Annotated in this window: 14 protein-coding genes and 1 tRNA gene; 5 read left to right on the forward strand and 10 right to left on the reverse strand. The window is 71.5% G+C overall.

Translation table 11 applies throughout. From position 1 onward, the window contains the following. Positions 1-20: 20 nt before the first annotated feature. Positions 21-572 (reverse strand): dTDP-4-dehydrorhamnose 3,5-epimerase, encoded by a 552-nt coding sequence (gene rfbC, locus ACXJKQ_RS06575; RefSeq protein WP_457104959.1) that lies wholly within the window; start codon positions 570-572, stop codon positions 21-23. Positions 573-747: 175 nt separating this feature from the next. Here rfbC and ACXJKQ_RS06580 point away from each other — a divergent pair, with 175 nt between their 5' ends. Then, entirely contained in the window at positions 748-1,659 is a 912-nt protein-coding gene (locus ACXJKQ_RS06580; protein ID WP_457104960.1) for a DUF6925 family protein, read from the forward strand. A 7-nt stretch (positions 1,660-1,666) separates the two neighbouring features. On the opposite strand, the gene ACXJKQ_RS06585 is transcribed toward ACXJKQ_RS06580, so the two are convergent. The 5 genes from ACXJKQ_RS06585 to queE all read right to left on the reverse strand — a co-directional run bounded on the left by ACXJKQ_RS06585 (position 1,667) and on the right by queE (position 9,357). Next, on the reverse strand, positions 1,667-5,212 hold the full coding sequence (locus tag ACXJKQ_RS06585) for a tubulin-like doman-containing protein (RefSeq protein WP_457104961.1): 3,546 nt from the start codon (positions 5,210-5,212) through the stop codon (positions 1,667-1,669). Between the two features lie 4 nt (positions 5,213-5,216). Beyond that, on the reverse strand, positions 5,217-5,705 hold the full coding sequence (locus ACXJKQ_RS06590; protein ID WP_457104962.1) for a hypothetical protein: 489 nt from the start codon (positions 5,703-5,705) through the stop codon (positions 5,217-5,219). Further along, positions 5,702-7,225, reverse strand: coding sequence for a hypothetical protein (locus ACXJKQ_RS06595; RefSeq protein WP_457104963.1), 1,524 nt, complete (start codon positions 7,223-7,225; stop codon positions 5,702-5,704). Before ACXJKQ_RS06595 ends, ACXJKQ_RS06590 begins: the two co-directional genes overlap by 4 nt. An 8-nt stretch (positions 7,226-7,233) precedes the next feature. Continuing rightward, positions 7,234-8,622, reverse strand: coding sequence for a hypothetical protein (locus ACXJKQ_RS06600; protein WP_457104964.1), 1,389 nt, complete (start codon positions 8,620-8,622; stop codon positions 7,234-7,236). Between the two features lie 102 nt (positions 8,623-8,724). Beyond that, positions 8,725-9,357: a 7-carboxy-7-deazaguanine synthase gene (gene queE / locus ACXJKQ_RS06605; protein WP_457104965.1), complete on the reverse strand. Its 633-nt coding sequence runs from the start codon at positions 9,355-9,357 to the stop codon at positions 8,725-8,727. 268 nt (positions 9,358-9,625) lie between these two features. Between queE and ACXJKQ_RS06610 the strand changes: the two genes are divergently transcribed. From ACXJKQ_RS06610 to ACXJKQ_RS06625, 4 genes are all read left to right on the forward strand, one after another. Then, on the forward strand, positions 9,626-11,146 hold the full coding sequence (locus ACXJKQ_RS06610; protein ID WP_457104966.1) for a D-alanyl-D-alanine carboxypeptidase family protein: 1,521 nt from the start codon (positions 9,626-9,628) through the stop codon (positions 11,144-11,146). Between the two features lie 66 nt (positions 11,147-11,212). Then, entirely contained in the window at positions 11,213-12,301 is a 1,089-nt protein-coding gene (locus tag ACXJKQ_RS06615) for a CobW family GTP-binding protein (RefSeq protein WP_457104967.1), read from the forward strand. A gap of 106 nt (positions 12,302-12,407) precedes the next feature. Further along, a complete protein-coding gene (locus tag ACXJKQ_RS06620; RefSeq protein WP_457104968.1) occupies positions 12,408-13,271 on the forward strand; it encodes a hypothetical protein in 864 nt (287 codons plus the stop codon). Positions 13,272-13,427: 156 nt separating this feature from the next. After that, the gene (locus tag ACXJKQ_RS06625) at positions 13,428-14,045 is read left to right on the forward strand and encodes an endonuclease III domain-containing protein (protein WP_457104969.1); all 618 of its coding nucleotides are present in this window, start codon (positions 13,428-13,430) and stop codon (positions 14,043-14,045) included. 11 nt (positions 14,046-14,056) lie between these two features. Here ACXJKQ_RS06625 and ACXJKQ_RS06630 read toward each other — a convergent pair whose 3' ends face one another. From ACXJKQ_RS06630 to ACXJKQ_RS06645, 4 genes are all read right to left on the reverse strand, one after another. Then, positions 14,057-14,374 carry an HPr family phosphocarrier protein gene (locus ACXJKQ_RS06630; protein WP_457104970.1) on the reverse strand — a complete coding sequence of 106 codons (318 nt, stop codon included), beginning with the start codon at positions 14,372-14,374 and terminating at the stop codon, positions 14,057-14,059. Between the two features lie 129 nt (positions 14,375-14,503). After that, on the reverse strand, positions 14,504-18,856 hold the full coding sequence (locus ACXJKQ_RS06635) for a translocation/assembly module TamB domain-containing protein (protein ID WP_457104971.1): 4,353 nt from the start codon (positions 18,854-18,856) through the stop codon (positions 14,504-14,506). After that, positions 18,857-20,758, reverse strand: a complete 1,902-nt coding sequence (locus ACXJKQ_RS06640; protein WP_457104972.1) for an autotransporter assembly complex protein TamA — start codon at positions 20,756-20,758, stop codon at positions 18,857-18,859. A gap of 459 nt (positions 20,759-21,217) precedes the next feature. Further along, positions 21,218-21,294 (reverse strand) — tRNA-Met (locus ACXJKQ_RS06645). Positions 21,295-21,396 lie beyond the last annotated feature (102 nt).

The following is a 21,396-nucleotide window of genomic DNA, read 5'->3' on the forward strand; positions in this document are numbered from 1 at the left end:
TTGCGGCCGGGCCGCGCAGTTCAGAAGACGCGGCCGAGATCGGCGAGGCGCGGGGCGCGCCGATCCTTGTCGGACAGGATCGCCGCCTCGCCGGAGACCGGCCACGGGATCCCGACCTCGGGATCGTTCCAGGCGAGCGCCCGGTCGTGCTCGGGGCTGTAGTAGTCGTCGACCTTGTAGGCCACCATGACGTCGGGGGTCAGGGTGCAGAAACCGTGGGCGAAGCCGTGCGGGATGTAGAGCTGCTCGCCCTTGTCGGCGTCGAGGGTGACGGCGACGTAGCGGCCGTAGGTCGGCGAGCCGCTGCGGATGTCGACCGCCACGTCGAGGATCGCGCCCTGCAGGACGCGGATCAACTTGGCCTGCGCGCGGGGCGCGACCTGGAAGTGGAGGCCGCGGATCGTGCCCTGGGGGGCCGAGAAGGACTGGTTGTCCTGCACGAACGGCGTGGCGATGCCGGCCCGCGCCAGGGTGTCGGCCCGGAACGTCTCGGAGAACCAGCCCCGCGCGTCGCCGAAGCGCTTCAGGACGATGCGCTTCACGTCCGGGATCTCGGTCTCGATGACGTCCATGCCAGCGCCCTTCTTGCGGATCCCGTCGCGAGGTCCGGCGGACGTCTCCGCGTCGGTCGTTCCGGGTCGCGCGCCCGCCTCGTCGACCACAACCTCGATGATGCCCCGCGACTTCCGGTCATTCTCGGTCCGTGTCAAGGCGTGCCGGCTGCGGTGCCATGCACGCGGGGAGCGGATGACGGGCGGTTCGGGACAGGCGGCGGAAGCTCTCCTTCGTGCCCAGCTGGCCGATCCGGCCGGCGCGTTGAGACTGGGTAGCTATGGTGCCCTCGCGGTCTTCTCCCGCGACCGCGACGAGCCGGCGCGGTTCCACGAAGGCGGCCGGATCGGGATCGTCACGGACCGCGGCGCCGTTTCCCTCGCGGTGGGGCCGGATCTCAGGCCGTTCGCCTACGAGACGGGCTTCACCGACGGCTGGAGCCAGGGGATCGCCCTCTGCCTTCCGGCTTCGGCCTGCACCATGGGGCAGCGCGCCGTGCTGACCGAGCTGGGACCCGACGATGCGGCGGTCCGGCCGCAGGACCGCGCCGCGCACCTGTTCGACCTCGGCCTCGGTCTGCACGCCGTCGATGCCTGCATCCGGGCCGCCGACCCCGGCCGGATCGACCGGCTCCGAGCCCTGGAGGGCCGATCGCTTCTCGCCTCCGGCGGGACCGGGATCGCGACGGTGCGCGCCCTGGGGGCGGACAGTGTCTTCATTACCCGTTTCGGCCGCGTCGAGGTCTATGGGCCGGATCGCAGGTCCGTCGCCGCGGGGGCCGGACCGCGCAGCCATGTCCTGCCGCACCTGCTGCGGCTGCGACGGACCCATGCGGCCACTGCGCCGATCCCGGAGGGCTGGGTGCCCTGCGGCGGCCTTGATCTGGCGCATCCGACGCGCGACGGGTCGGGGCGGCCGATCCCGTTCGATACCGGGCGCCACGCCGCATTCGGGCAGATCCTGGAGGTTTGGGGGGATGCCGCGCTCGTCGCCTTGCGCGCCGCGGTCCTCGCTGGGCAGGCACCCGACGCATCCCTCGCCGACGGCCGGTTCGCCCGCTCGGCCATCCGGGCCGCGCGGGCTCAGCGCAAGGCCGGCGCCTCCTGAGAGGGCGTCATCCGTCCGGAGGCGGTGGTGGTGTCGGCGCGAGAAGACGTGCCAGATCCGAATGGGCGCCTGCCGGCATCCATGCACCCCCCTGCGGATGGATCGGCGTGGTCGCCGTCAGGGCGCGCGACCGCGCCATGTCGACGAGGGCGGTGAGCGGAAACGGACCCGTCACCGCGTCGCGATAGATGTAGAATAGCGTTGCCGGCAAGTCCGGCGGCGCCAGCGGCGCCGGATCGGCCAGCCGGAGCAGGGCTTCCGTCGTGAAGGCCGCCTCATCGACCGTCCGCTTGTCCAGCGCTCTGAAGGCGGGTGGGTCTGCGGTATCACGGTTCGCTTCCTCCGGCGGCAGGTCGCCCAGGCTTCCGGGGATCGACCGGGTCCAGTCCGCGATGCGGGTGAGAAGCGCCTCGTGAAGGCGGTCCGCTTCGTCCACCCGCAGGCCGGTTTCCAGGGCCGCCTGACGCCAACGGCGCCCCAGCGCCTCCGCCACCCCGTGGCCGACTCCGCCGACCCGCACCTCCGCGTCGAAATTCACGGTCTCCCGCCGGGGTGCATAGGCGCGCTTGGCGGTCCAGGCGAACAGCGCGGCCATCGCCAGCATCTGGACCGGCGACAGCGCCCCTTCGACCTGCGCGAGTCGTGCGGCGATCGGGGCGTGCTGGACCCGATCGAACAGCTTGCGCCGCAGCGTCCGCTCCGAACCGACGCTGCGCCAATCGCCGGGCTCGAACTCGAACCGCCACAGTCCGGTTTCGGGCGCGCGCCTCAGGAGCCCAAGGCAGGCCGCCCGCAGGAACAGCGCCAGGGTGTCCCGGAGCGCCTCCGTCTCCTCTGCCGACGGGGCCACGGGGTCTGGAAAGCGGAGATAATCTCTGTGGTTGTGAAGCGGGATCGCATCGAGCCGGTCGAGTTCCTGCCCGTAGGCGCGGCGCCAGTCGCGCCGCAGCGGCCCGAGCACGTCGAGGGGCACCCCCGACAGCTCGCAGTAGCAGACGATCCGTCCGCGCTGGCCGGATTCGAGGAAGGCGATCTCTCCAACGCCGAGAACCGGCGGCAGGGCCGCCCGAAGCACGCCTCCGAATTCGGCCTGAAAGGCGCGGGCGCCCTCCACAGCCAGGATGGTCTTGAACTGGTCGCTCCCCGCATTGAAGGCTTCGAAACGCGCCGGGATCCACGGCATGCAGCGCAGCAGCATCAGCTCCAGGATCTCGCGCTGCCGGGCGGCGGGCATTTCGCGCAGGGCGTCCAGCGCCGCGGGGATGCGGGTCCGGTGCGGCGCCAGACGCCGCCTGGCCATGCTGCGGACCGCCTCGAGGAGGTCCGTTCGTGTGTCCTCCTCGCGTAGCAGAGCGAAGATGGCCTGGGAGCCTCCATAGGCCCGGAACGCCTCCCGCGCCCAGTCCAGTCGCTCGGACGGTGCGACGACGATAGGCGGCAGGTCGCCGGAGGGCAGCACGAGGAACGTGCCGCCGGATGGCCGTTCGATCGCGGTGCGGATCTCGGCGATCTCGCGCTGCAGCGCGCGCATCAGGCGCACGACGTCGTCATGGCCCTGATTCATGGCACCCAGCAGGCCGTCGTACCGGGCGAGGCCCGTGTCGGGGTCCCGCCCGACACGGGTTCCGAGTCGCACGGAGACTTGTCGCAGCAGGGCTGCGGCCTCCCGGGCGGCGACCGACCGGATGCACAGCATGCAGGCGCCGCGCAGGTCTTCGCGGGCCTGCTCCAGATAGCGCTCGGCGTCGCGCCGGTGCGTGAAGATCAGGCCCGGTCGGACTTGGTCGAGGCGACTGAGCGAGGCGGAGAAATGATCGGCCAGCATCGCGTCGGCGAGCCGGCCGTAGGTCTCGGCCGCATGGGCGAGGCGCGCCAGCGCCCCGCCATCCGCGGCAATCAGATCTCGCACGCCCTCGATCAGAGCGCGGGCGTAGTCGAGGCCGCCGCGTTCCTGATCGTCGAGCAGGCGATAGAGCGCCGCGGGCAGCGCGCCGTCCGGGTCCCCGAGCCATGCGGCCTCGAGTTTGGCGCGCACATCCAGAACCTCCACGCCCCGGGGGCCGTAGACGGTTCCGTCGCCGGCGCGGCCGAGAATGTCGTCGCGCAGATGCTCGGCCGCCCGACGCAGATTCGCCGCCCAGTCGCGGGGGTTCGCAACCGCGTCGCGAATGGCATCGACCGCCCTGTCGACGGCAAGCGCCACCGAGTCCTGGATGGACGAGCCGTCGGCGCGCTGGAGGAGCATCCCGACGAGGTCATATTCCGGGATGCCCGGAGGGGCCGGACGGAGCACCTTCGGAAAGGCCTCGAAGGTCGAGAACCGCAGGCCGACCCTGTCGGCGCCGAACCGGTCGCGCGCCTCGATGGTCGGGACGTGCCGCTCGGCATCGCCCCGCGCGACGCCGAAGAATGCCGCCACCATGCCGAAACCAGCCCGGGCGGCAATCTCCTCGAATTCGAGGCTCCCGCGGGTGGCGAGTACGGCTTGGCCCAGGGCGGAATAGTTCAGCGCGAACAGGGCCGTCCGGAGGGTGCCGTCCGGGCCTGGGGGCGCCCATTTGCGCATCTTGTGCTGGGTCTGATTCACACCGATCGAGCGCTTGCGACCGGCGAATTCTGAGTTGCCGAAATCCTCGAACAGCACGTCGGCGATCATGTCGTAGAGGTCGGTGACCACTGCCGTGCGCTGATCGGCGAGATTCTGTGTATCGAACAGATAGATGTCGGTGAACGGCCGCTCGACTCCGGGCGCGACCCGCTCGTGGTCGCTCCAGGACGCGACATAGGGCGGCTCGGGATTGCCCCGCATCGCGTATTCCAGCTCGGACAGCGTCGCCGCGCCGTTGGCGAAGACGCGATCCTTGTTGGCTCCGACATAGCCCGACGGCAGGACGAGGAAGAGATCGACGGCGTCGGGCCGCTTGGGTGTTTCGATCGACGAGATCGCGTAGCCGGCGTCGATCACCGCGCCGGAGCCGGTGCCGCCGGCCACGGAAGCCACGACCACCACGCGCAGGTCGGTGGCGGTGTCGAGGCCGAGGGCGCGCAGCCGCGCCTCGTTCGACATGTTGGCGAGGACCGCGGCGGCCTGTGCGGTTAACCGGCTCATGAAGGGGCGCACGGCATCGAAGAACAGCAGGCGCGCGATGGCGCGGATCTGGCCGGCGCCCTTGGACGCGTCGATCCGCGAGAGGTCGCGGTCCGGCAGCCAGGCATCGATGTGCGGGTAGCTGCGCCGCTCGGCCTGATAGCGGCCGAGGTTGACCGCCTTCTGCAGGGTCTCGCCATCCCGGAAGGCAACCTTGGCCGAGAGCGGATCGGTGGCGGCGGCGCGGCCGGCCTCGCGGGCCTCAAGCGTGTCGGTGTCGAAGTACAGGAAGGCCGCGGCCGGGAACTGGTCGAGGGCGCTGATCCGGGTTCCGTTCCAGTCCGCCTGAAGGATGCGCCGGCGCAGGCGCAGCAGCACCTCCATGCCGGTGCCGCCGAGCGCGACGAAGACGGTTGGACGAACCTTCAGCTGCGTCTCGGTGCCCGCTCGGCGCGCCTCGTCCATCGGGTCAGCGCCTCCGGTCGGGGGCGCGGAGGATCAGGGCCAGGGCGGCTGCGAACAGGAGCACGCAGAGGGCGAAGGCAGCCGTCAGTCCGGCCCAGGCCTGCCAGAAACGTCCGACCGTGGCACCGACCACGACCGTGGCCGTGAGCATCAGCGCCGCGAACAGCATCGAACTCGCGCCGCCCGCGGCGTCGAGGGTTGCGCGGCGGTTGATCAGGTGGATGCGCAGGCCCTGGCGGACGAACAGGAAGATGACGGCCAGCACCGCAAGGGCGACGGTGGCGAGGGCGATCTCCGTCGCGGTCGGCGCGCGGTCGAGGCCGGCGAACGGGCTCGCCGCGGTGCCCGTCCGGTCCGATAGGGGCATGGGCGCCCGCGGCTCCTCCGACGGGCGGGAATTCTGCGGGGGCGGGATCCGGAAATCCGGGCCTCCCGGCCCCTGGATCCGGGTCGGACCTGAATCCCGCGTTCCGCCGTCGAACAGGCCGATCATGCGCCGGGTCCGGTCTCGGTGAGACGATGCGCCCGGGCCGGTCCCCAAAGGGCCGTTCGCACCCGCCAGCGGCTGCCGTCCGGGGCATCGAGGACCTGGGTGCGGAAGGGCCGCAAGGTCGTGCGTTTCGGGAACGCGCCAAGCATCACCGTGCAGGTGCGCGGACGGCGCGCGAGGGCAGCGCCGAATCCGGTAGCGCCTGCGAGCGTGAGCGTTGCCGCCGACGCTGCGGCGAGCGGCCAGGGCGAGAACGCCGCCTCGATCCGCAGCGGCAGGGTGATTATCGCCTCCGACACGCCGCGATAGTCGCCGAACAGCCCCGGCAGACGCGCTTCGACCCCGCCGGATGCCCCGGTTCCCTGTCCGGTCGTTGGCTCGCCGACGAGCAGGGCGCTTCCGAAGATCGGTCGCACGCGCTCCAGGAAGTCCTGATCGAGGGCGAGGTGCAAATCTTCGAGCCGCAGGGTCAGGGTACCGTCCATGTCGCGCCGGCCGGCGAGCGGATTGAGCAGGCCGGATGGTCGCGGGATCGGCGGCAGGGTAAGAACGACCGCGATCGGCCCGCTCTCGGCCCGCGGCGGCAGGTCCGCGACTTGGTCCGGCGAGACCGCCGCCTGCGCGAGCGCCGCCTCCGGGCTTGCCTCGCGCCACTGCAGGACGAGCCGTGCGGTGACGATCCGCTGCGGGTAAAGGCCGTTGGTGAGGCGCCCGGTCAGGCGCAGGACGGTCCCGGTCTCGGCATCGGCCCCGCGGACCACCAGCACGCCGTTCTCCACGCCGGCCTCGAGGCCGGCACTGTCGAGCCGGTCGAAGCGCAGGGTCACGCCGCCGGCGAGGACCGGCTTGAGGTTGACCGGCGGATGGCTGAACAGCGCCGCGAGGCCATTGCCCCTCAAGGCCGCCTCGAGCGCGCGGCCTCCGCCTGCACCGTAGCCGATGCCATAGACGACGAATCCACCCTCGACGAAGTTGCTGCCTTTCAGGGGCATCCGAACCGGATAGGCGACGATGCGGGTGATCGCAGGCGATCCGCGCAGTGCCGCGTAGAAGGCCGCGGTGTTGCGCGCCACTGCGGTGCTGTTGCCCGGTGCATTCTTGTTGTTCGTCACCATCCAGATGACGCCGTCGCGGCCGTGCAGCCCGGCCCGGATGCCGCCGAGGAGCGCACCGTTGAAGTCGGCATCGGCGTAGGCCTGTCCGCCGGCCTTGCGCGGCAGGTCGATGGCCGCAACGGCGGAACGGACGCGCGCCGCCGCATAGGGACCCTCGTACAGGATGCGCGGCGACGGGCGCCCGGGCACCTGTCCGTCTTGGTCGAAGCTCGCGATCGCGATCGTGCCCTCCGGCACGCGGACCGCCGCCACCAGGGCCTCGATCAGGGGCCGGAACTGCGAGTTCCCGGCGGTCAGGAAGGGCTCCATCCAGCCGGAATCCTGGATGAGAAAGAGCTGAGGGGCCGCCGCTTCCGGCCTGGCGGGGGCCATCAGCAGGACGAGCAGCGCAAGGATCGCGCGGGACACGGGCGCCCTCATGCCGTCCGCACGCGAAGGGCGTGGCAGCGGCGCCCGGAGCGGGTCCAGAGAAGCAGCGCCCCATCGTGCAGGAGCGCCTGGGCGTCGCCGAGGGCCGAGACGTCGAGGCTGATCGGGAGCCCGTGAAGGCCTGCCCCATGGGCGTGGTGGAGAACGTGCCCGGTCACCGGCTCCGGGAGAGAGGCGCCCCTTAGGAAGCCGGCTCGTGGGCCGGCGATGGGGAGGGCGAGCAGGATGGTATCGCGCGGCAACGCCAGAAGCGGCACGAGCAGGGCGCCCGCATGCGGACCGAGACTGAGCGTCTCGGCGGGCGCCTGCCACGGCAGGTCAAAACGGTCCGTGYCCCAGTAGGCGACGTGCCCGGCGGCGAGGCGCGGTCCATCGAGCCGGCGGATCGCCGGATCGGACGCCAAGGCGGCGAGATGGTAGCCGCCCTCCAACATCCCGAGCTGGTGATGGCGCTCGGCATAATCCTGCCAGGGATTCTGGGCGGCGATCGGAACGAAGCCGGACGGCCAGCCGACGAAAGCGGCCTGGTCGTCGGCCCGGTTCACGACGAACCCGCCGTGACCGGTCCAGAACCCGTCGCCGAGACGGTTGATCCATGGACCGGAGAAGCGGTCTCCGGACGAGGGCTGGCCGAGATCCTGCAGCGCGAGGGCGTCCGAGGCGATCGTGCCCCGACACAGCACGAGGCGTCCGTCGCGTTCGGCCAGCGCGCGGAGTTCAGCGCCGTGCCAGCATGGGGCGGAGAGGAAGCGCAGGCGCGGCAGGTTGGCCCTTCCGAACGCGAGCTGCGGGCCGACCTGCGGCAGGGGGGCGGAGACCAGCGCGTCGGCGGTTGTGTAGGCGATGCCCGCGGCGGCTGCCGCCAGGTGCGATCCCGACGTCGCGGCGGGCATCCGCCCGAGGGGGACGAATGTCCGGCCGTCCCAGACGTCCAGAGTGCCCAGGTTTTCCTGAAACAGATAGAGGCCGGCGGGGCGACCGGCCCGCGCGAGCACCGGCACGCCGCTCGGCAATGGACGCTCGCTGTGGCTGTCGCGGTCGATGTCGAGCGGCGTCGGTGTCTCGGCCTCTGCCGGACTCCGCAATGGTTCACCGGTCTCCGGTGYATGCGCGAAGAGCGCTGGGTAGGGATGGGCGCGGCCGTCCCGCCGGATGCCGAGCTGGACGATCCGGGCGTCGTCCGTGTCGATCCGGATTCCGGCAACCTCGGCCGCAACCGGGGTCCCGTCGCGGAAGTACCACAGCTGACGACCGGCGAGGCCCGTCAGGTGCGGATCGGGATCGACCGGCCAGATCCCGTCATACGCACCGTCCGACAGGGTCGGCGGCGTCGGGATGACGAATCGCCCGTCCGATGAAGATTCCTCGAAGCTCAACGGCCGCGTTCCGATTCCGAACCACGTACGTGATCGTTTCCGATTCTTCGCGAGAAGGAAAGAGCGCTGCCGATCAGTCCGGCCCGTCTTGCGCTGATCTGTTCAAGGGATGCCGATCATCTTGTGCGTCTGCAGAGACAGGCGCCAGCGGGCATCGTGGCGGCAATAGCCGATCGCAGCCTCGGTGTTGGCGATGCGGTCCGGCCCGTCCATAGGCTGGAGGAAGCGGTGCTGGAAGGCGAGACCGACGAAATCCGCGGGATCGGCATCCACCTGCGGGTAGACAAGTTTGAGTTCGTGGCCTGACGTCTGCGCCAGGGCGTTGCGTCCCTTCGGACTGACGCAGATCCAGTCGATCCCAGGCGGAGCCGGGAGCGTGCCGTTCGTCTCGATCGCGATCTCGAACCCGGCCGCGTGCACGGCCTCGATCAGGAGCGTGTCAAGCTGGAGGAGCGGCTCGCCGCCGGTGAAGACGACGTAGTGGTTCTCGCTACCGCCTTCCCAGGCGGCCGCGATCGCGCCGGCGAGGATGGCGGCGTCGGCGAAGCGTCCACCGCCCTCCCCGTCCATCCCGACGAAGTCGGTGTCGCAGAACCGGCAGGCCGCCGCCGCGCGGTCGGCCTCGCGCCCAGACCAGAGGTTGCATCCCGCGAAGCGGCAGAACACGGCCGCGCGTCCCGCCTGGGCGCCCTCGCCCTGGAGGGTGTGGAAAATCTCCTTGACCGCGTACGTCACAACCGTCCCAGTCCGCTGCTGCGCGACCCGCCCCGCGCGCCCGGGTTCGCACTTAATCCGTGCCGAGCCCGCAGGCCATCGACAACCGCGCCGTGCAGACCCGCGGTGCGATCTCGCCTTGCTCTTGCCACGGTGGGCTCGTTCATGCCGAGATGCAGTCCGGCGACCGCCCTCGGCCGTCGGGATTGCGCCGATATCCGGCTGGCTGGCCGGAAGACCGACGCTCCACGGCGCCGGCCCAGGCGATCCTCTGACGAGTCGGGCTCGAATGTCCTCTTCACTCTACCGACGCCTCACCGTCGGGTTTGCGGCGCTGACAGGTCTGCTCGGGGCGAGCCTGGTCGGGATCGGCGCTGCGAACGCCGTGACGGTGCCGATCCTCGTGGCGGACGTGGATTCGGGCAAGGTCATCTACGCGCAGGCGCCGACCGATCCCTGGTATCCGGCCTCGATCACCAAGCTGATGACCACCTACGTCGCCCTGGATCTCGTGCGGCAGGGCAAGGTCTCGCTCGATTCGATGATCACCCTCTCGGCAGCGGCCGCCGCCGAGCCGCCCTCGAAGATGGGCTTCAAGCCTGGGACGCAGCTCACCCTCGACAACGCCCTCAAGATCATCATGGTCAAGTCGGCGAACGACATCGCCTACGCGATCGGCGAGACCCTCGGCGGCTCGATCGACAACTTCGCCGCGATGATGAACGAGACTGCGCAGCGGATCGGCATGCACGACAGCCGCTGGTACAATCCCAACGGCTTGCCCGACCCGCGCCAGTGGACCTCGGCCCGCGACATGGCGGTGCTGGCCCGGGCGCTGATCCGTGACTTTCCGGATTCCCACGACCTGTTCTCGATCTCGGCGATCCAGTTCGGCCGCGCCGTGATGGCGAACCACAACGGCCTCCTCGGGCGCTATCCCGGTACCGATGGGATGAAGACCGGCTTCATCTGCTCGGGCGGCTTCAATGTCGTGGCGACCGCCACGCGCAACGGCCGGCGGATCATCACCATCGTGATGGGGCAGCCGAGCCCGCGCGAGCGCGACGTGAAGACCGCGGACCTGTTCGACTACGCCTTCTCCCAGAGTGCCGGCTGGACCAGCCCGACCCTGGATGCGCTGCCGGCCTCGGCGCTGCCCGCCCCCCCGGACATGCGCCCCTTCGTGTGCGGCGGCAAGAAGCCTCCGGCCATCGAGGACGGTGCGGGCGCGCTGAGCGCCCCCGGCTCCGCGGCGCAGCTGATCGGCGGCTCGGCCGCCAACTCGCCGGCGCTGGCGCTGGCCGCCTTCTCCAATCCGGCCCTGCGCGCCCGGTCCCTGCCGGCGCGGGCGCCGCTCCAGCCGATCGCCGTGTGGATCGGCCGCAATCCGGCGGAAGGCCAGCAGATCCTTGACGCCCAGGAAGCCGAGCAGAAGACCGCGGCTGCCAACACCCGCGCCGCCAGGCTCGAGGCCGCGAAGGCCAAGCGCGCGGCCGCGCTCGAGGCGGCCAAGCAGGCCCGCGAGGCGCGCCTCGAACGGCTGCAGGCCGCGAAGGCCGCCGCCACGACCGCGCCGAGGGTCGCCGCGAAGCCGGGGCATGGCGTGCCGCGGAACGCGAGCGCCTACACGGCCGACGAGACGCCTACGATGCCGGAAGCCAAGCCCGGGAAAGGCCTCACCAAGCCCGCGCCGAAGGCGACCGCCCACAAGCCGGCCCAGGCCAAGACGCACGTCAAGGCGGAGGCCAAGCCCGACCCGAAGGCAGCGGCCCGGAAAGCCCCGGCCAAGAAGGCCGCGGCGGACGAGTAGGCCCGCGCGGGTGCCGGCGAGCCGCACGCGTTGCCGCGGTCGCCCCGGCACCCCACTTCGCCGCTCATGCCAGAGATCCCCACCCCCTCGCCGGACCCACGCCGCCCGGAGCCCATCCCGCTGACCGTGCTTACCGGCTTCCTGGGGGCCGGCAAGACGACGCTGCTGAACCGGTTGCTGCGCGACCCCGCGCTCGCCGACACGGTGGTGATCGTCAACGAGTTCGGCGAGATCGGCCTGGATCACCTGCTGATCGAGACCGTCGACGAGGACATGATCCTCCTCGGCGCCGGCTGCCTGTGCTGCACGGTGCGGGGCGACTTGATCGCGACCCTCGAGGATCTGCTGCGCAAGCGCGACAACGGTCGGATCCGGCCGTTCCGCCGCGTGATCATCGAAACCACCGGTCTCGCCGATCCGGCGCCTATCCTGCACGCCCTGATCTACCACCCCTATCTCGTGCTGCGCTACCGGCTCCAGGCGATGGTCACGGTGGTGGATGCGTTGACCGGCGCCGCGACCCTCGACGCCCATCCGGAGGCCCTGCGCCAGGTCGCGGTCGCCGATCGGATCGTCCTGACCAAGGCCGATCTCGCGGGTGACGCTGCCGGACTCCGGGCGCGCTTGGCGGTGCTCAACCCGGCTGCCCCGATCGTCGCGCCGGATGCGCCCGCCGAGACCCTGCTCGGCGGCCTGTTCGGCCTCGACGGCAAGGGGGCCGACGTGCGGTCCTGGCTCGGCGACGCGGCGCTGGAGCGTGATCATCAGGATGACGTGAACCGGCACGATTCGTCGATCCAGGCGATCTGCCTGACCAGCGCGGCGCCCGTGCCGCGCCCGGCCTTCGAGATGTTCATGGATCTCCTGCGCTCGGGCCATGGTCCGAAGCTGCTGCGGCTCAAGGGTCTCGTGGCGCTCGCGGATGACCCGGATCACCCCATCGTGGTCCACGGCGTGCAGCACGTGTTCCACGCTCCCCTCACCCTGCCCGCCTGGCCGGATCCCGACCACACCTCACGGCTCGTGCTGATCCTGCGCGACCTCGATCCGGCCTTCGTCCGCCAGCTCTGGGATGCCTTCCTCGGACGCCCCCGGGTCGATGCGCCGGACGCCGCCGCGCTCACCGACAACCCCCTGGCGATCCCAGGCCCCTGAGGCGCGACCGGCCCGGCACCATCCTTGAAGCCATCGACCCGAGGGGCGTCTCCGAGGCGCCGGATCGTCCCGGATCGGGACGGATCGTCGACAGGCAGGACACGCGATGGTGCCACGCTTCACCGTGATACAGGGGGGCCTGTCCGACCGGCCGGTTCCAGCGGCCGGATGGGATCCCGAGACCTTGCGTCCGGCCGAGACCTGGCGGGTGGATCTCCACCGGCCCGTCACCGTCGATGCAGCGGCGGCGACGGCTTGGCGTGCCCTGCTGGTGCGCAACGCCGTGAGCGATCCGCTGCGCGATCCCGATCACCTCTTGCCGCTGGCCCAGCACCGCCCGGCCGGGCACCGGGTCGCCGTGGCCCTCGCCTGGAGCCGGGATGCCGAGAGCGGTCGCGAGGCGCTGCGCGGCGTCGTCCCGCTCGCGATGCCGCACCCGGTCTGGGGCGGCCGGGCGCGTCCCTGGCAGCCCGCGGAACCGGAAGCCGCCGCGCTGGTGGAGAGCGCGGCCGCGGAGGCCGTCGACCGGGCGCTGCGGACGCGGCTCGGGGCGCTGCGTCGCCCGATCCGGCTCGTCGGTGAGACCGGGGCCGTGGCGGATCCCGCCCCACGCACCCCGATCCCGGCCGCGGGCCGCGCGATGCGGCCCCGGCCGGTCCCGGCCGGCGACCTGATCGGTGTGCGGCCGGCGGGCTGGGAGGCGGCCGCGTCCGAGATCCTCTCCGTGACCGAACCGGCTGCCGTCCGCGACGCGGTGGAGACCTTCCTGGCCCTTGACGCCCGGACTGCCGCCCGGCCGATCATCGCCGATCCGGCGGAGGCGTCGCTCGTCCGCGTAGTCACCCGGCTGTTCGCCCGCCGCGGCGCGTTGCGGGTCGAGTTCCTGCGCCGAGCTGGCGCCATCGTCGCCGGCACGCTCCATCTGGGCGTCGGTCCCGCCGCGGTGCCCTGGCGGCGGGCGCGGGCCTGATCGGTCAATCCGCCGCGCGCCGCGCGGCTGTCGGCCGGTCCGGACGAATCCTAGCTGGCGCCCATGACCCGCGACACCCCGCACGGCGTACGACCCGCTCCGCGCCGGAGGGCCGTCTCGCGATCCGCGTCCTCGACGCCGGGCGATGTCGATCGCGTGACGGCTGTGCTCGCCCGACTCGAGGCCGCGGACCCGGACCCGAAGGCCGGGTTCGACGACACCGATCCGTTTCGCCTCCTCGTGACCGTGCTGTTGTCGGCCCAGTCCACCGGACCGACCGTCTCCCGCGTCGCGGACGCGCTGTTCGCCGTGGTCCGGGATCCCGCCGGGATGCTGGACCTCGGCGAAGCGCGGATCATCGCGATCATCCGGCCGGTCGGGCTCGGGCCGTCGAAGGCGCGCAACATCGTCAGGCTCTCGGCGGCCCTGATCACCGACCACGGCGGCACCGTCCCGCGCAGCGCGGCAGAGATGCGCCGCCTCCCCGGAATCGGTCGCAAGAGTGCCGAGGTGACGGCGAATTTCGCCTTCCACGAGCCGGTGATTGCGGTCGACACGCACGTGTTCCGCGTCTCGAACCGGATCCCGCTGTCCTCCGGGCTCACGGTGGATGCCGTGGCGGATGGTCTCGCCCGGACCGTGCCCGAGCGCTTCAAGGACGGCGCCCATGTTTGGCTGTTCCGGCACGGGCGCGACACGTGCACGGCCCGGAAGCCTGCCTGCCTCGGCTGCCTGGTCTCTGATCTGTGCACCTGGCCGGGCAAGGCCGTCTGACTTGAGCCGCGCTACTCGTCCTCGCCGAAGCGGTTCGCCAGCAGCGCCTCGATGGCGTCGAGGCACGTCTCGGCATCCGGGCCTACGGCGGTGACGGCGATGCGCGTGCCCATGGCGGCACCCAGGGTCAGCAACCCCATGATCGAGCGTCCACCGACAGTCTCCCCGGCCCGGGTCACCGTCACGGCTGAGTCGTAGCGCTCCACGGTCTGCACGAATTTCGCCGATGCGCGGGCATGCAGGCCCCGCTTGTTGATGATGGGCAGCATTCGGAGGAGGCCGCCCTCCGGAACCGGCGGATCGTCGTCCGTCTCGAAAAGCTCGTCCATCGCCCCTGATGTTTCCCGCCCGATCCGCGGCCGTTGCGGCCGTCTAAGCCGAACCTAAACCATTGACCTCGCGTGTCGATCCCGCGGCGTCGCGGCACTGTCGCACGCGGGTGCCCCGGTCTTCGCGGGCTACCACTCGTACTCGGCGCCGACCCCGAGACTGGTTCGGCCGTCGCTCCCGGCCTCGCCCTTCAGCTTGATCCGGCGGGTCACGTCGAAGTCGACGCCAACGGCCGTGTCGGCGGGCTTCGCTCCGGCTTTCACACCGACGCTGACGCGATCCGAAATGTAGCGCGAGGCGCCGAGCGCGGGGCCGCCGCTCGCTCCGGTGGAGACATCCAGGCTGTCCAGGCCGAGGCCCTTGCGCGCCTGCTCGAACATGTCCGGCCCGGCCGAGCCCCCGGAGAGCTGCGCGATCGCCTGGGCGAGCTGCAGGGCCTGAAACGGAGAAAGACCACCGGCCGCCTTCTTGAACAGCAGACGCGCGAGGATCTCGTCCTGCGGGAGGACCGGATCCGAGGTCAGGGCGAATTGCGGTGCGTCGGCGGGACCGGACACCGCCACCCGAGCGGTCACATCCGCGGCCTTGGTTTCGGCGGCGAAGTCGAGTTCCGGCGTGGTCAGGCTGCCCGCGAAGGTCAGGCGTCCGCGGCTGAAGTCCAGACGCTGACCGACGAGTTCGAATTGCCCCCGCCGCATCGAGAAGGCGCCGACGGCATTCGGCGCCGCGGAGGTTCCCGTGACCCGAAGCGCGCCGCCGAGTTCGGCATCGATGCCACGGCCGCGTACGAAGATGCGGCTCGGCGCGTTGATCGCCACGTCCAGGATGGCGTCGAACGGCACCGGCGGCTTTTTCGGCCGCCGTCCGGGACGGGTCGCAGCCTTCCGTTCGGCCTGCTGGGCGAGGCGCGCTCGCGCATCCGGCGGCGTGTTGACGTGGCGCACGCCCGGAAGCGGCCGGACCGTGGCCGGCAGCCGGTCCGGAACGGCGACGTCGATGGACACGACATCGATCCGGCCCGCGATCCGCGGGGTGCGTGCCAGGGGGCCGGACAGGGTGAGATCGACGCCGGACACGGCCGTCATCAGCGGGCTCGATACGAGTTCGGCCTTCTCGGCGGTGACGTGGAAATTCCCTGGGAAATCGGGCTCGAGGGCGACGCGACCCGTGACCGAGACCCGGCCGCCGTTGCGGGTCGCCGCGGTCAGCCGTTCCACCACGACGCTGTCGCCGCGGCCAGTGACGCGGCCCTCGATCGCAGTGAGGCGGATGCCGTTCAGGGGATCGTTGAAGCTGCCGCCGGTCAGGACCGCCGAGCCCTCCGCCCGCGGCGCCGCCAGAGTGCCGGTGACGCCCCCGTCGACGGCGACCTTTCCGGCGACGCTCTGGCCGCCGGCGCTCAGGAGAGAATTGGCGAGTGCCGCGTCGAGGATTCCGCGGGCGCGGAGATCCAACGGACCGCCGGCCTCCACGGGGAGCGCGCCCGAGACCGTCAGCGCGACGCCGCGCCCGGCGGTCACCCGGCCGTCCAGGCGCGCCTGCCCGTCCGAGAGCGTGCCCTTGGCGGTGGCATCGATGGGCGGCAGGCCGGCCTGTCGGACCTGGGGTGCCACGAGCTTCGTGACGGTCAGCGCATAGTGTCCCTCGGGGCGCGCCGTCGTCCCGTGCAGGTCCGCCTCGCCGTCCAGGATGCCCGACAGGCCGAGATCCGGCACGGCGATCCGGGCGAGCGACAGCGGCAGGGCGCGAATCGCGACGCGCAGGTCGAGATCGCGTCCCGCCCGACCCGCGACCGTGACGCGGCCCGAGCCGGCCGCGATGGACAGACCGTCGATCACGGCGCCGCCATCCTGCAAGGTCAGCGCCGCCGGTCCGGTGAGGGCGAAGCGATCGCTTCCCCGGGCCGCCGACAGGCGCTGGATCTCGATGCGCGTCTCGTCCGCCGGGACGACCCGCGCGGCAGCATCGAGGTTGAAGCCGCGGGCCTTGGCGGTCACGGTCACGTCGCTGAAGGCCGGGCTGCCGGCGGCGGCCAGGCGGAGTGTGTCGATCTGCTGCCCCGCGGTGACGAGCCGCTCGGCGTCGATGCGCCCGTCGAGGACCGGGTGGGCGCGCAGGTCGTGACCCGTCAGATCCGCGTCGAGGCGCGACAGAGCGGATGATCCGTAGCGAAGACCTGCTCCGGTGGCGCGGAGGGCCGCGTCCTGACGCCCGCCGTCGCGCGCCAGGGTCACGGAACCGTCGAGCCGGCCTGCGACCGGGTTCGGGAGCAGCGGTGCTATATCGGCCAGCTCGCCGGCCTTCACGGTGAGCGATCCGGCCGAGAGCCACGTGTCGGCCGCGACTGTCGCATGGCCGGCGAGGGTCACCGAGCCGAGGGTGAGGCCGAGCCGGTCGAGGACCCAGTCTCCTCCGATGCGTGCGAGATGCGCCTCTCCGGTGAGCGCATTGCCGGCCACGTCGCCGCCGAGCCGCATAGTACCGTCCGGCGCGAGAATCGCGTCACGCAGGACCGCCTCGGCGCGGAGGTTCCGGATCGGCTTTCCATCTGCAGTGGCGGCCGGCGCCGTCAGGGTCGCCGTCACGTCCGGATGTTCCATGGAGCCGGACAGCCGGGCCTCGACGCCCGCGCGCCCGGTCAGCCGCCCGTCGAGGTCCGCGAGACTTTTGAGGTCGAGGCGAGCCGTCACGTCCGCGGCGGTCGCGGTCGCCTGTCCTTCCAGCGTCGCGGTGAGCCCCGCGCCCTCCAGGCGCAGGTGTTCGAAGCCGTAGCCGTCGAAGGACTGAGAGATCCGCCCCTGCAGGGTGGGGGTGCGGCCGAGGGTGCGGTCGGCGGCGCGGTTGCCGGTGACCAGGCCGCCGGCGGTCACGGCGAGGTCGGCGGCGAGGGCCTTGCGGGCCGGGTCGCCGCTGAGCCGCRCCTTGGCATCGAGGCTCCCGGCAAGGCCCTGTCCGGCGAGGCCGGAGAAGACGGACAGGTCGGGCAGCGCCGCATCCAGTGTCCCTGTCAGGGTGTTCTGTCCAAGCCGACCGGCATAGGAGGCCCGCGCCGTGTCCGATTCGAGCCGCAGCGTCGAGACATCGACGATGCCGTCGGCCCCCGAGGCGGCCCGGAACGTCACCTGCGCCCGGCTGCCGATCGCCCGGCGGAGGGCCGGGTCGGACAGCTTCAGCCCTTCCACCCGTCCGTCCGCCGTGATCGCGAAACGCTGCGTCGCGGGCTCGCCCTCGGGGGTGATGCCGAGATTCGCCTCGATCCGGTCGAGGCTGGACTCACGACTGTGCAGGCCGGCGGCGTCGAGGCGTCCCCGCACCGTGGGAGCGCTCAGCTTTCCCTTGAGGCTCCCGTCGAACACCAGCTTGCCGATCTCGGCCTCGCCGGCCCGGGTGACCTCGCCCTCCGTCGGTACCGCCCGGGCCTGGAGCGTCAGGTCGGCGACGCGATCCGGGCTCAGGCTGCCGCCGGCCGCGAGACGCGCCGTGCGGGAGGTCAGTTCCAGCCGGTCGATGCGGAAGGCGCCACTATCCGCAAAGGCGAGGCCGCCGTCCAGCTTGGTGGTGCCGGCGAAGACCGCGGCTGCCGGACCCGGCATCAGCCCTTCGATGCGCGCCGCGAGATCGAGGGCGAGGCGCCGCTCGGCGCCGATACGGGAGATCTTCGCGCCACCCCTGGCGCCGATCTCGGGGCCGGCCGCGAAATCGAGCTTGGCCGCCCACGCGTCGAGCGTCCCTGTCCCGGCCAGGTCGAAGTCGATCGGCGGTGTCCCGGGAAGGTTGGCCGCCTTCGAGAGCAGCCCACCCGCCGGCTCGACGAGATTCGCCTTCAGTTCGAGCCGCTCGCCGTTCGGCACGAACAGGAGCGACAGCAGGAAGCGGCCCGGCGTATCGAGGCGCTGCGCCCTGGCCTGCAGGTCGAGCCCCTCGCTGGCTGCGCCGAGCCGCGCCCGGCCTTCGGCGGACAGCCGCGCGGGTTGACCGGCGACGGCCTCGCCGAGCGTCAACTCCGCCAGCTTGAAGCTCTTGATCTCGACCTTCACCGGCAGGTCGGGCAGCAGCTTGCCGTCGGGCTTCGCCTCCGGCGGCGGTGGCCCAGGGACGGGGCGGCGCAGAATGTCGAGACGCCCGATCTCCAGGCTCTCGACCTCGAGCCGTCCCGACAGCAGGGCGAGTCGGCGCCAGACGATGCGGGCTCGGTCGAGCTTCAGCCAGACGCCGTCGCGGTCGCTCAGCGCCACGTCCCGGATGGTGGCGTCCGAGGACAGGGCGCCGTCCACCGCCCCGATCGCCACCCGCGACGACGGTGTCGAGAGCGCCCGAGACAGGAGGCTACCCAGGACCGACCTGTCGCCCTCTTCGGCGCGCGTCCGCGTGACGGCCCAGGGCAGTAGCAGGGTCATGCAGATCAGGACGAGGGCGGCTCCCTGTCTGCCGCGGCGGGACGGATTCGCGGCGCGCCGCGCCGGGCCGGTCCGGTTTTCCATTCAGAACGCCTGCCCCAGGCTAAGATACAGAACGGCCGGGCGGACGTGCCCGCCTTTGTAGGGGTCGAGCGGAAAGGCGAGATCCGCACGGATCGGGCCGATGCCCGTGTAGTAGCGCAGGCCGATGCCGACCGATTTCCGGATCTTCGCGTCGAAATCCGGCGTCGCCGAGGCGAAGGCGGTGCCGGCATCGAAGAACGGCACCACGCCGATCGTGTCGGTGACCTTGATGCGGGCTTCCAGAGACGCTTCCAGCAGGCTGCGACCGCCGATCGGCAGGTTGTACGGACCGATCGGTCCGAGGGTCCGGTACGGGTATCCGCGCACGGAGCCGCCGCCCCCTGCGAAGAACCGGAAATTGTCCGGGATATCCCCCAGGGGCGCACCGGAGACCGAGCCGAAGCCGATCCGGCCCGCCAGGATGGTGCGGGCCTCGTCGTCGAGGGCGTAGTAGGTGGAGCCCTGCGCCTTGGCGACGACGATGCCGGGCGAGGAGATCGCCCCGGGATAGACCGCCAGCGATGCGATGGCCCGGACGCCCCGGGTCGGATCGAGGAGGCTGTCGGTAGAATCGTAGGTCATCGAGGCTGGAACTCCGATCAGCCGGTAATCGACCGTGCCGAGCGCGTCCTTCGAGCGGCCGAACTGGGCGTCCAGGCCGACCTGTGCCGAGAAGGTGTCGGAAAACCGGTGCCGGATCGCCCCGGAGGCGCCGCCGCCATCCACCAGGTAGCTCTGCTGCACCTCGCGGGTGACGAAGGCGTTGGCCAGCAGGTCGTTGCGCGTTCCCCACAGCGCCGGCTGGACGTAGGTCGCCGAGAGACGTCCGCCCAGACCGTTGGTGCCGATGCCGGCAGCCTTGCGCTGGTTGGCGAACGGGTCGTTGCCGAGGCCCAGATAATAGATGTCGGCATCGAGCCGGAAGGTCTCGCCGCCGCCGAACAGATTCCGGTTGGCGTAGTAGGCGCGCACCCCCGGGCCGTCGACGGTCGAGTATCGCGCCGAGACGCCGACGAGGTTGCGCTCCCGCTCGCTGACCTCGACGAACAGGGGCAGGTTGCCGTCCGCGTCCAGTGCCGTACCTTCGCGGACGCGCACGCCGCCGACCCCCTCGATCCGGGCGACCGACCGCCGAATCGCCGCCACCGCCTGGGGCGAATACGGATCGCCCGGCTCGGCATAGATGAAGGAGCGGATCGTGGCCGGATCGATGCCGGGGGCGCCCCTCACCGCGACCGCGCCGAGTCTGGCCACGGGCCCGGGATCGACCGTGAAGGTCACGTCCATCACATGGGCGGAGTCGTCGACCACCGGATCGCGGGCGACGACCTTGGCGAAGGGGTGGCCCTGCGCGCGGAAGTGGTCGACGATCTGCGCCTCGCGGGCCAGCACCGTGGCGGAGCGGGCGGGCACATCCGCATCGACGCGGGTGATGCGCGGCGGCAGAATGATATCCGGGAAGGCATGTCCCGCTAGGTCGCGAGCCTCGATCCGGCGCACACGATAGAGCGGCCCGAGATCGACCGCGATCCGGACCGGGACCAGGCCGCGATTGCGCCAGGTCTCGGCGGCCCTGACCGCGGCCAGCGACGCGCCCGCCGCCGGCACGCCGTCGACCCAGACCGTCACCGTTCCTTGGTAGTAGCCGTAGCCCGAGAGAACGTCGGCGAGCTTGGCGCGGTCGGTCTCGGCCCGGCGCAGCAGGCCTTCGCCATCGGGTGGCGGCTCCTGGCGCAGACGGTAGAGGGTCGCGGTGTCCTGCAACGCCCGAAGCACGTCGGAATCGTCGGTACCGGTGATCCGCAGCGCGTATGGCAGGGCCGCGGGACTGGGCGCGGGCGGCTCCGGTTCGCTGCCGAACAGACCGAACAGGTCGAAGGCGCCCGCCGGGACGGGGGCCAAGGCGGCGAGTGAGATAGCGAGCAGGACAAGACGAGGCAGCCGCAATGCGCGCCAGAGCTCTGTTCTGTCCGGTTGCTTGTCGGGAGCGGAAACTCGCAAACCGCGGTCTTCAGCCCCGATCGAGGTCGGCGGTGCCGCCCGCGTCAGCCATCATCGTCGATCCCCCCTTACGCCGCAGAACGGCGTACCCCGTTCCATCTTAAAGCCAGGTGCCTCTGAGTCCAACACCGGCCGCAAGGCCCCGAACGGCGACTTCCGGGATCGATCGTCGCGGAGTGCCGCATGCTGACGTTTCGGGCTTGAGAGATCGTTGGCACGGCGCGCGCGAGCCCCCCCTCCCCTGCTGGCACTCCGCTCCGGAAGCGCTTCCCGCGCGATCGCACGCAAGCGCGATCGGCCGCATCCCAAAGAAAAACCCGCCGCGCATGTGAGCGTGGCGGGTTGTTTGGTATTGGGATTTGGTTGCGGGGACAGGATTTGAACCTGTGACCTTCAGGTTATGAGCCTGACGAGCTACCGGGCTGCTCCACCCCGCGCCAAGTGTGTGCGGCTGGTCCGGAGTGCGCCGGCTCGTGTGAGCGCGGGCGGTGTGTCCGGGGCCGGATCGGTGTTCGTGTCGAGGGAATGCCGGTCTGGAC

Source organism: Methylobacterium sp. P5_C11 (assembly GCF_054049775.1).